This window comes from Bacteroides togonis, from assembly GCF_900130135.1.
GTDB classification, from domain to species: Bacteria; Bacteroidota; Bacteroidia; order Bacteroidales; family Bacteroidaceae; genus Bacteroides; species Bacteroides pullorum.
Window position 1 is genome coordinate 3,843,380 of record NZ_LT670820.1, and the last position, 11,090, is coordinate 3,854,469.

Consider the following 11,090-nt stretch of genomic DNA (forward strand, 5'->3'; position numbering starts at 1 on the left):
AAAACAGACGCAGATTACATGGAATAGGGATAGTGACATTCGTGCTATTCCGCGTAATCCGCGTTAAGTATATGTCAGGAGCAAGTGTGCTCTTGTATTACTTGTTTAGGTATTCTGTTACATTCTTTTCGATACGTGCGGCAATGTCTTCAGTGGTTTCACGAACGAACTTTTCGCCGGTGATGTGCTCGTACAGTTCAATGTAGCGTTCACTGATAGAGGTCACGATTTCGTCGGTCATCTCGGGAACCTGTTGGCCTTCCTTGCCCTGGAAGCCGTTGTCCATCAGCCATTCGCGTACGAATTCTTTGGAGAGCTGCTTCTGGGGTTCGCCTTTCTCGAAACGCTCTTCATAGCCTTCGCTGTAGAAGTAGCGGCTGGAGTCGGGTGTATGGATTTCGTCCATCAGATAGATCTGGCCGTTGTGCTTGCCGAATTCATATTTCGTATCTACCAGGATGAGGCCACGCTCGGCAGCAATCTCTGTACCGCGCTTGAAGAGGGCCAGTGTATATTTCTCCAGCAGGGCATATTCTTCGGGAGTAGCCAGACCCTTGGCCAGGATTTCTTCCTTGGAGATGTCGGCGTCGTGTTCACCGATTTCGGCTTTGGTCGTCGGAGTGATGATGGGTTCGGGGAACTTCTGGTTCTCCTTCATTCCTTCGGGCAGACGTACGCCGCAGATTTCACGAACACCACTCTTGTAAGCACGCCAGGCCGAGCCGCAGAGGTAACCGCGAACAATCATTTCTACAGGGAAACCTTCACACATCACGCCGACGGTCACCATCGGGTCGGGTGTAGCCAGCTTCCAGTTGGGGCAGATGTCGGTCGTGGCATCAAGGAACTTGGCGGCAATCTGGTTCAGCATCTGGCCCTTGAAGGGGATACCTTTCGGCAGGATGACGTCGAAGGCCGAGATACGGTCGGTTGCTACCATGACGAGCTTTTCGCTGTTGATGTTGTACACGTCACGTACTTTTCCGTGATAGACACTCTTCTGTCCCGGAAAGTTGAAATCAGTTTTAGTTAACGCTTGTTTCATAACTGTTATGTATTTTGATTAGTGTTAGTCGTTTGGCTTTTCTTCTCTTCTTTCTGGCGTTCGCGTTCGGCTTTCTGTTCTTTCTCAAACTTTTCGTATGCCTCCACAATCTGTGTTACCAGTTTGTGACGGACGATGTCTTTCTTGTTCAGCTCAATGAAGCTGATTCCCTTCACACCTTTCAGTATTTTCAGGGCCTGTACGAGGCCGGAAGTCTGCGAGGAGGGGAGGTCGATCTGCGTCATGTCGCCCGTCACAATCATCTTGGTGTTCATGCCCATGCGGGTGAGGAACATCTTGATTTGGGCAGTCGTAGTGTTCTGAGCTTCGTCGAGGATGACGACGGCATCGTTCAGTGTACGTCCGCGCATGAAGGCCAGCGGAGCTATCTGGATGATGTTCAGCTCCATGTATTCCTTCAGCTTGGCGGCGGGTATCATGTCCTGCAAGGCGTCGTAGAGCGGTTGCAGGTATGGGTCTATCTTGTCTTTCATGTCGCCGGGCAGGAAGCCGAGCTTCTCGCCTGCCTCCACGGCGGGGCGGCTGAGGATGATTTTCTTGATTTCCTTGTTCTTCAGGGCACGCACGGCCAGGGCGATGGCGGTGTAGGTCTTGCCCGATCCGGCCGGGCCGATGGCAAACACCATGTCGTTCTTGTGGAAGGCATCCACCAGCTTCTGCTGGTTTTCGCTTCGGGGGATGATGGGCTTGCCCGTCACACTGAACACGATGACGTTGCCGCTCTTTTCCGCTTGCGGAGCATTGCCTTTGATGATGTCGATAATGGCTTCTTCCTTCAGCGAATTGTATTCAGCACAGTGCTTCTCCAGCTTGATGATGTTTTCTTCGAAGGCACACATTTCTTCTTCATCGCCTAGCACCTTGATGACGTTGCCGCGCGCCACAATGCGCAATTTGGGGTAAAGAGCCTTGATCAGCTGCATGTTGGCGTTGTTTACACCGTAAAAGATGACCGGGTCGATATCTTCGAGGACAATCAGTTTTTCTATCATTGATATGTTTTAATTGTTCATTGAAATGCCTTGCAAAGGTAATGAAACGTTTGGAAAACCGTGTCACTTCGTACCGTTATTTTTCAACACCGGCTTGACGACGATACCGTTTGCATTCTTGGTGCAGCGGATGCACTCGTGCCGCAGGCTTTCTTCCTTCATGTTGAAGAGAATGTTGGGGTTGAAGTGCTGGCCGTTGATGCGTGTTTCGAAGTGCAGGTGCTCGGTAGTGGCTCGTCCTGTGCGTCCTGTCAGAGCGATGGCTTGCCCGGCCTTTACCGTGTCGCCGCTTTGCACCAGGTTTTTGGAGTTGTGGCTGTAGACGGTCTCCAGGCCGGAGGGATGGCGAACCACAATGACATTGCCGTAGGCGCTGTAGGGTTTCGACATGCGTACCACACCGGCGAAGGCACTTCGGATAGTGTCGTTGGCCCGCGTCTTGATGTCGATACCTGTATGCCGTCCGCCGCCCCGTCCATAGGGCGAGATAACCTTACCGCCGGGCAGGGGGAAACAATAGTCATCTTTTCCAAGACTGTCGAGGTGTAGCAGGATGGTTCTACTCTTGTCGAACAGCCCCTGCGTAGCCACTCGGATGTGGTTTACCTCCATGTTGGAGAAGGTGTCTGCCTTTTGCTGGGCCTGTATTTGTAGGGGGAGCAGAAGGCAGATGAGGAGGAATAACACTGTTTTCATTCGAAGTAATGGATGTTTCCTCCGTCGGATGAGGCGTATTTTCTTAAAAGTTCCTGTGTCATTTCGGCAGCCTGTTGCAGGCGGGTGGTGTCGCCGTCGTAGCCGTTGATGATGGCCAGAATGTGGCGGGTACCGACATCCATCTTGGTGCGTTCGTTGTCGCTGGTGGGGGTGCCGATACCGCCCATGGCGTCGCGGAAGACGGGCAGGCCTTCGATGTTGAGCACACCGCGGCCGATGCCCTCGAACGGTTCTTCGGCCCGGCCGATACCCAGGCAGAGGTCGGTGCCCTGTATCTTGTCGGCATCGAAACCGCCGATGCTGTAGCCCGTGCGCAGGGAGACGAGGTTGATGAGGTCCACCAGCGTATCAATCTGATACAGTTCCAAGCCGCGGAGCAGACGCCGGCGCAGAGCTTCGGCAGAGGGACGGTAACGGCTAGGGTCCTTGCCGCAGCGTTTGTAGGCTTCGCGGGTGGCGGCAATGGCGGGCCGGTGCTTGATGCCTTCGGTGGTGTCGGCGGCACGCAGTTCTTCGGTGAAGGCGTTTATTTCCTGCCAAAGTCCTTCGTTATGAGGCGTATTGGTCACTTCGGCATAGACGGCTGCTCCGCAGTATTCGGGGCAGCGCGATTTCAGTTCTTCGGATACGGTGAGATTATACATAATCATAGGGTTGTTAGGGGTTAATCATGATTCCCGACAGCATCCTGCCCGACTTGATTCCCAGCCTGCGGGCAGAGAAGAAGTCTTTGTGGCGGGTGTAGGTACAGATGCCGGCGGTCTCTATCTGCGTGTCGGGCAGGCCGAAGCCCAGCAGTTGCAGTTGGTTGGCGGCCCAGAGGTCTATGTGATGCTTGTGGGTATCGTTGTGCCATTCTGCGATGTAGGGCATGGGGAAGTTGGCGGTGCGGAAGGCTTCGTACACCTCTTCGCCCACTTCGAAGGCGGCAAGCGAGATACCGGGGCCGATGACGGCCTGCACGTCCTTGCCCTCTGTACCGTAGAGTTCCCGCATCCTTTCCAACGTGTGCAGGGCGATGCGGTTCACTGTTCCCCGCCAGCCGGCATGGACGGCGGCGACGGCGCGGTGCCTTTGGTCATACAATAGAATAGGAATGCAGTCGGCCGTCGAGATGCAGAGGCAGACGCTCGGTTCGCAGGTGATGAGGGCGTCGATGCCTTGCAGGCGTTCGTGGCGTGTTTGCGGGTCGGCCTGCAGATAGTCGGTGTCGATGACGAGGGATGCCGTGCCGTGCGTCTGCCAGGGGATGATGAGTTCCTGCGGGCGTTGCGGCAGGGCTTCCAGAAGCTGTTCCTGGTTGCGGCGGACGTTCTCGGCCGAGTCACCTGTGTAGGGTGTGCAGTTCAGCGAGGCATAGGTGCCTGTGCTGACGCCGCCGTGGCGGGTGGTGCTGAAAGCAAAAATGTCGGAGCATGCATCGTTTAATGCATACTCCAACATTCGTTTGTCGGGGCTGAGGCGGCTCATTGCTTGTCGTCCTCCCAGTCCTCTTCTTCGTATTCGAAGTCTTCGAGGTCTTCGATGTCGTCCTCGTCCACATACTCGATGCTGAGGTCCTCGTCTTCGCCTTCGTCGGCCAGCTCCTCCTTCAGGTGGCTCATGTCCTTGGGGCGGTGGGCGATGCTTTCTATCTTGCCCTCAATCTTGTTGCTCTCCTTGTTCAGTTCCTCCCACAGGATATCCTTCAGCACGTTGATGCCGAGGCCCGAGATGGCGGAGATGAACACGTGGGGCACGTCCTGGGGCAGGGTCGGCTCTATCTCGTCCATCAGCTCCTGGTCCAGCATGTCGCACTTGGTGATGGCCAGTACGCGCTGCTTGTCCAGCATTTCGGGGTTGAAGTTCTTCAACTCGTTCAGCAGGATGTTGTATTCCTTGGTGATGTCGTCGCTGTCGGCGGGTACCATGAAGAGCAGCAGCGAGTTGCGTTCGATGTGGCGCAGGAAGCGCAGACCCAGTCCGCGGCCTTCACTGGCTCCTTCGATGATGCCGGGGATGTCGGCCATGACGAACGACTTGCCTTCACGGTAGGACACGATGCCCAGGTTGGGCTCCATCGTGGTGAAGGGGTAGTTGGCTATCTTCGGCTTGGCTGATGATACGGCCGAGAGCAGAGTTGACTTGCCGGCGTTGGGGAAGCCCACCAGTCCGACGTCGGCCAGCAGCTTCAGCTCCATGATGACGGTCATCTCCTGCATCGGTTCGCCGGGTTGTGCGAAGCGCGGAGCCTGACGGGTAGCCGTCTTGAAGTGCCAGTTGCCCAGTCCGCCGCGTCCTCCCTTCAGCAGAATCACTTCCTGTCCGTGTTCGGTGACGTCGCAGATGTACTCGCCCGTCTCGGCGTTGTAAACCACCGTGCCGCAGGGCACCTCGATGACTTTGTCTTCGCCGTCCTTGCCGAAGCTACGGTTCTTGGAGCCGCTTTCGCCGTGACCGGCCATGATGTGGCGGTCGTAGCGCAGGTGGAGCAGGGTCCAGTAGTTGCGGTTGCCGCGCAGGATGACGTGCCCCCCGCGTCCGCCGTCGCCACCGTCAGGCCCTCCGTTGGGCACGTATTTGGCGCGGCGCATGTGTGTGGAACCTCGGCCGCCCTTGCCCGAGCGGCAGTATATCTTTACATAGTCTACAAAGTTCGATTCTGCCATAATGCTATAATATTATAGATGCGTTGGCAAAGATACGAATAATTTCGCATACATTAGGATATAGGAAGCTATTCGCCTTTCATTTCTTGGCACACCTTGTCTATATATTGCACAAATGCATCGGAAAAGACATAAGTGTCGGCTTTGGCGGCTGCTTCGTTGTAGCGGCGGACGAAGGCCGGTATGTCGCAAAAACAGTCGATGGCAGTCTGAAGCCCCAATTGGTCACGGATGAGAAATACCATGTAGTCGCCGGTGGTATGTCCTCCAAAGTGGGCGCAGCCGGCGGCCTCTTCAAATTGCTCGGCTGTAATTTTTCCGGCTGCATAGTCGCACGTCAGGTTGTCAAGTTGTTTCAGTACTTCGGGGGTTGCGGCATAGTCGTCGTTGTACATCTTGACAATCTCCGGCCCGTATAGTCCCAGTTTGGTGACGGGCATTTCAGGTTTGCTGATGAGGTCGGCCGTGCCTTCCATTTGGTTGTATACGAGAGCCGTCAGTGCCGGGTCGTCCGAGTCCTTCGGATAGCGCAAGTCCCAGAGCGCATCCATGTAGTGATGGTGCAGTTCGTGGGCAGCTGTGTTGATGAACCCTTCCTTGCCGTCCTCATACACCTGGTTGATGTCGAAGAATACGGCTCCGCCCATGGCGCGCGACTCCGGGTCGAAAGCCAGATAGAACATCGGCAGGTCGGCCAGGGACAAATCTTTCGCGTCGGCCGGCAGGAACTGTTTCACTCGGCTGTATGCCTGTTCCATGAGTTGCTCAAAATCAGAATGGTGCAAGAAATGTTCCAGCGAATCCATCCGCTGGCGGATCTGATAGAAGTTTACGATAAAGTAATTTTCAAAAGGTGCGTCCGTTGCCATCGGTTGCAGGGCGATGCTGTCGGCCATGGCCCGGCAGGCAGGGTCGAAGACTGTGGTGAATGCCTTGCGGATATTCTGTTGCCATTCTTCCCAATCGGTACGGATACTGAAGAATGACTGATAGCCTTTTGTCGCAAACAAAGCTTCCCAATCGGCTTCGGAAGGTTGCTTCCCCTGTTCGGCTGCCCGTGCCAGTTCGATGAAGCGGACGGCCGATTCGATGGAGTATCTTGGAGAGGTCTGTGCTTGGATGTCCCAAATGAAGGATGCTAGAAGGCAGAATGTGATGATACAATGTTTCATGTGTAAATGAGTAATTAAGTAAGACATAAGTTCAGTAAAAAAAGTTCTATTGCTGAAACTACGACAAAGGTAAATAAAATTCTTCCGTGATGCAAGTCTGTAGATTTATGATGTAGAGATGTTGTCGGCTACAGATAGGCAGACTTGCCGGAGTTGCAGCACGCCCGAGATGGTGGGAGAGGAAAAGCCCGGTGCATTTTTTGTTTCTTTGGAGTGAGAAGCGCTTACTTCACTGCATCAATCGCCTTGCAGATGTCGGCAGTGATGGTCTCCAGCTCGCCCAGTCCGTTGATGTGGGCGTAGAGGCCTTCCTGCTTGTACCAGTCGATGAGCGGAGCGGTCTGGCTGTGGTAAACGGTGAGGCGCTTCTTGATGGTCTCCTCGTTGTCGTCGGCACGGCCCGACTGCTGTCCGCGCAGGATGAGGCGCTTCATCAATTCGTCTTCGGGCACGTCGAGGTCGAGCATCACGCTCACCTGCTGTCCGCGTTCGGCCAGCATCTTCTTCAGAGCCTCGGCCTGTGCGATGGTGCGGGGAAAGCCGTCGAAGATGACGCCTTTCGAATCCTTGAAGCTGTCCAGCGTGGAGGCCAGGATGTCGATAATCAGGTTGTCGGGGAGGAGCTGGCCCTGGTCGATGTAACCCTTGGCTGTCTTGCCCAGCTCGGTTCCGTTCTTTATTTCGGCACGCAGCACGTCACCTGTGGAGATGTGGTTGATGCCATACTTTGCTACAATTCTCTCGCTTTGTGTGCCCTTGCCAGAGCCGGGGGCACCGAAAATTACAATGTTCAGCATATTTTAATTAAGAATGAAGAATTAAGAATGAAGAATTGAGAATGGAGAATGAAGAACGGTTGTCATTCTTCATTCCTCATTCCTCATTCTTCATTCACAACTGTATAAATGTCCTTATAGTTCCGTCCGAAGCCGTCGTAATCCAGTCCGTAACCCACGATGAAGTCGTTGGGGATGCGCATGGCGGCATACTCGATGTTGAGGTCCACCTTCAGCTTTTCGGGCTTGACGAGCAGGGTGGCGATGTGTATTTCCTTCGGGCCGCGGGTACCGAGCGTCTCAAGCAGACGTTGCATGGTGAGGCCTGTGTCTACAATGTCTTCCACGATGACGATGGTGCGTCCGCTCAGGTCTTCGTTGATGCCGATGACTTCCTTGACGGCGCCTGTCGATGACACGCCCTGGTAGGAGGCCAGCTTGACGAACGAGATCTCGCAGGGGATGGTGATGCGTTTCATCAGGTCGGCGGTGAACATGAACGAACCGTTCAACACGCTCAGGAAGAGTGGGCTCTTGCCTGCCAGGTCACGGTTGATTTCGTCGGCCACGCGGCTCACTTCTTTCAGTATATCCTCCTCTTTGATGGAGACGGTGAATTTCTTGTCTTTGATCTGTATGCTATCCATGGGACTTGTGAATATTAAATTGGTGCAAAGGTAGCGAATTTATTCCACTCCGTGCATCATCTTCTGCAATTTCTTCGACAGCAGGAAGAGGATGACCGACGCGGCGGCCGACATGACGACGAACACCAGAAAGAAGTCGTACATCGTTTCGATGCGGTAACCCATCAGCGTCTTCACCTTTTCCGCCTCGGGATAGAGGCCCGAGAGCGTACCGGCAAACTTGTTGGCCGTGGCTGTAGACAGGTACCAGATGCCCATCATCAGGGAGGCGAAACGGACGGGTGTCAGCTTGTTCACCATCGACAGGCCGATGGGCGAAAGGGCAATCTCGCCCATCGTGTGGATGAAGTACAGTCCGGTCAGCCAGATGAGGCTTACCTTGACGCCGGGCTGCACGTCCTTCACGCCGAAGCAGATGACCAGATAGCCCAGCGACAGGAGCAGCAGACCGATGGCCTGCTTGGTGGGTGACGTGGGCTCCATGCCCCGACGTGCCAGTGCTCCCCATACGCCCGGCATGACGGCTGCCAGAATGACGACGAAGAAGGGATTGAACGACTGAATCCACGAAGCAGGCATTTCCCAACCGAAGATGACGCGGTCGGTCTGCTCCGAGGCAAACAGCGTGAGCGAAGCGCCTGCCTGCTCGTAGGCTGCCCAGAAGAAGATGACGAAGAAGGCGATGATGTAGATGACCAGGATGCGGTCGCGCTCAATCTTGGTGAGTGAGCCGTCCATCAGGATGCTGGCCGGGAAGACGATGCAGGCCGTAAAGATGCCGATGCTGATCCAGTCGTTGCCGAAGCATCCGTAGAAGAACAGGGCCAGCACGACGGCCATCGCACTGCATATCCACAGGTTGCGGCGTTTGCGCGCGGTTTCCTCGGGCGTCCGGGCCTTTACGGAGGTGCCTTCCGTCTCTTTGCGCGCATCGGGCACGATGCCCAGTTGCCGGCCGTCGGGGCCGATGAGGTAACGGTTCTTCTGCGTCTCGAACAGCACGACGGTCAGCACCGTGACGATGGCGGCAATCAGGAAGCCCCATTTGAAGTCCTGCGGATTGCCTGTCTCGCCGAAGTAGCCGCAGACAAGCGGAGCGAGGAACGACCCCACGTTGACACCCATATAGAAGATGGTATAGGCCGAGTCGAGCCGACGGTCGCCGGGTTCGTACAGCTGCCCGACGAGCGACGACACCGTGGGCTTGAAGAATCCGTTGCCCAATATAAGGAAGGTGAGTCCGCCGTACATCAGTCCCCTCGACAATTCCTGGGCATCGAGCATGGAGGCGCTGAAGAACATCAGAAACTGCCCGACGGCCATCAGTACGGCTCCCCAAAAGACGGAACGACGGATACCCCAATACTTGTCGGCCACGTAGCCGCCGATAAGCGGAGTCAGATAGACGAGGCCCGTGTAGCTGCCGTAGATGGAAGCAGCCGTCTCGGTGTCGAGCAACAGGGCTTGGGTGAGAAACAGAATGAAGATGGCGCGCATGCCGTAATAGCTGAAGCGCTCGGCCGTACTGGTGGCGAAAATCAGATAGAGGCCTTTGGGATGTTTGTTGGTTGTATTCATGTGTGGTCTTTGTTTTTGCGGCGCGAAGTTACGAATTATCGGGCGAATACGTCCTTTTTTGCCTTCTACATTTTTCAGAAAGATGGCATGAAACGCGTTTGCATTTGCGAAATAGAATCGGAATGCCTACTTTTGTAGAAAACTGTAAGCAAGCATTATGAAAATATTTCCGACTTCGGGCATCCGACAGCTGGATGCCTATACCATCGAGCACGAGCCCATTGCCTCCATCGACCTGATGGAGCGGGCCGCACGGGCGCTGGCCGACGCCATCATGGAGCAGTGGCCCGACACCGAAACTCCCTTTACCGTATTCGCCGGACCGGGCAACAACGGGGGCGATGCCCTGGCCGTGGCACGACTGATGGCCGGACAGGGCTATCGGCTGGAAGTCTTCCTTTTCAATCCGCAGGGAAAGCTTTCCGAAGACTGTGCCGAGAACCGCGAACGCCTTCTGGCGACGGAGGGCGTCACTTTCCATGAAATCTCCACCCAGTTTGCCCCTCCCACACTGACGGCAGACCACGTGGTGGTGGACGGCCTCTTCGGCAGCGGGCTGAACAAACCGTTGGGCGGAGGGTTTGCCGCCGTGGTGAAGTATATCAACGCCTCGCCCGCCCATGTGGTGGCCATTGACGTACCTTCGGGGCTGATGGGCGAAGACAATACCTATAATATAGCAGCCCACATCGTCCGCGCCGACCTGACCCTGAGCCTGCAACTGCCCAAGCTGGCTTTCCTCTTTGCCGAGAACGAAGCCTATGTAGGCGAATGGCGCCTGCTGGACATCGGCCTGAGCGAGGAAGCTATCGAAGAAACGGATACCGATTTCGAGTTGGCCGATGACGACGAGGTACCTTCTCTGCTCCGTCCGCGCGGACGCTTCGCCCACAAGGGCAACTTCGGCCGTGCGCTGCTCATTGCCGGTTCGCAGGGCATGGCGGGGGCTTCCATCCTGTCGGCGCGGGGCTGCCTGCGCTCGGGCGCGGGGCTGCTGACGGTGCACGTGCCGTTCTGCAACAACTTCATGGTGCAGACGTCCGTACCCGAGGCCATGACCGAGCTGGACTACAGCGAGACGCGCTTCTCCGAGCCGACCGATACGGACGACTATCAGGCCGTGGGTATCGGTCCCGGCCTGGGACGCGACCCGCAGACGGTGGACGCCGTGCTGGAGCAGATACGCACGTGCCAGACGCCGATGGTCGTCGACGCCGATGCGCTGAACGCCCTGGGCGAGCATCGTTCGGGCCTGAACGACCTGCCCGAGGGGAGCATTCTGACGCCCCATCCCAAGGAGCTGGAGCGGCTGGTGGGCAAGTGCCACAACTCGTACGAGCGGCTGATAAAGGCGCGCGAGCTGGCGCAGAACACGGGGGCGCACATCGTGCTGAAGGGCGCCTACACGGCGGTGGTGTCGCCCACGGGCCGCTGCTGGTTCAACACCACGGGCAATCCGGGCATGGCGACGGGCGGCAGCGGCGACGTGCTGAC

11 protein-coding genes are annotated in these 11,090 nt (G+C 56.1%); 1 reads left to right on the forward strand and 10 read right to left on the reverse strand.

The window, feature by feature from the left end:
• Positions 1-97 precede the first annotated feature (97 nt).
• The 10 genes from BQ8005_RS16260 to BQ8005_RS16305 all read right to left on the reverse strand — a co-directional run bounded on the left by BQ8005_RS16260 (position 98) and on the right by BQ8005_RS16305 (position 9,596).
• Positions 98-1,045 (reverse strand): phosphoribosylaminoimidazolesuccinocarboxamide synthase, encoded by a 948-nt coding sequence (locus BQ8005_RS16260; RefSeq protein ID WP_021848630.1) that lies wholly within the window; start codon positions 1,043-1,045, stop codon positions 98-100.
• A 5-nt stretch (positions 1,046-1,050) separates the two neighbouring features.
• Positions 1,051-2,058: a PhoH family protein gene (locus BQ8005_RS16265; RefSeq protein WP_075318766.1), complete on the reverse strand. Its 1,008-nt coding sequence runs from the start codon at positions 2,056-2,058 to the stop codon at positions 1,051-1,053.
• A 63-nt stretch (positions 2,059-2,121) separates the two neighbouring features.
• Positions 2,122-2,754: a M23 family metallopeptidase gene (locus BQ8005_RS16270; protein WP_075318767.1), complete on the reverse strand. Its 633-nt coding sequence runs from the start codon at positions 2,752-2,754 to the stop codon at positions 2,122-2,124.
• Positions 2,751-3,419 (reverse strand): B3/B4 domain-containing protein, encoded by a 669-nt coding sequence (locus BQ8005_RS16275; RefSeq protein ID WP_075318768.1) that lies wholly within the window; start codon positions 3,417-3,419, stop codon positions 2,751-2,753. Before BQ8005_RS16275 ends, BQ8005_RS16270 begins: the two co-directional genes overlap by 4 nt.
• A gap of 13 nt (positions 3,420-3,432) precedes the next feature.
• Positions 3,433-4,245 (reverse strand): peptidoglycan editing factor PgeF, encoded by an 813-nt coding sequence (gene pgeF / locus BQ8005_RS16280; RefSeq protein WP_075318769.1) that lies wholly within the window; start codon positions 4,243-4,245, stop codon positions 3,433-3,435.
• On the reverse strand, positions 4,242-5,423 hold the full coding sequence (obgE, locus tag BQ8005_RS16285) for a GTPase ObgE (protein WP_072544472.1): 1,182 nt from the start codon (positions 5,421-5,423) through the stop codon (positions 4,242-4,244). Before obgE ends, pgeF begins: the two co-directional genes overlap by 4 nt.
• 68 nt (positions 5,424-5,491) lie before the next feature.
• Complete coding sequence (locus BQ8005_RS16290) at positions 5,492-6,595, reverse strand: DUF5700 domain-containing putative Zn-dependent protease (RefSeq protein WP_075318770.1); 1,104 nt, start codon at positions 6,593-6,595, stop codon at positions 5,492-5,494.
• 224 nt (positions 6,596-6,819) lie between these two features.
• Positions 6,820-7,392 (reverse strand): adenylate kinase, encoded by a 573-nt coding sequence (locus BQ8005_RS16295; RefSeq protein ID WP_022021068.1) that lies wholly within the window; start codon positions 7,390-7,392, stop codon positions 6,820-6,822.
• Between the two features lie 83 nt (positions 7,393-7,475).
• Entirely contained in the window at positions 7,476-8,018 is a 543-nt protein-coding gene (hpt, locus tag BQ8005_RS16300) for a hypoxanthine phosphoribosyltransferase (protein ID WP_075318771.1), read from the reverse strand.
• A gap of 39 nt (positions 8,019-8,057) precedes the next feature.
• Positions 8,058-9,596 (reverse strand): peptide MFS transporter, encoded by a 1,539-nt coding sequence (locus BQ8005_RS16305; RefSeq protein WP_075318772.1) that lies wholly within the window; start codon positions 9,594-9,596, stop codon positions 8,058-8,060.
• Positions 9,597-9,753: 157 nt separating this feature from the next.
• Between BQ8005_RS16305 and BQ8005_RS16310 the strand changes: the two genes are divergently transcribed.
• On the forward strand, positions 9,754-11,090 hold a 1,337-nt coding region (locus tag BQ8005_RS16310; RefSeq protein ID WP_075319309.1), incomplete at its 3' end, for a bifunctional ADP-dependent NAD(P)H-hydrate dehydratase/NAD(P)H-hydrate epimerase.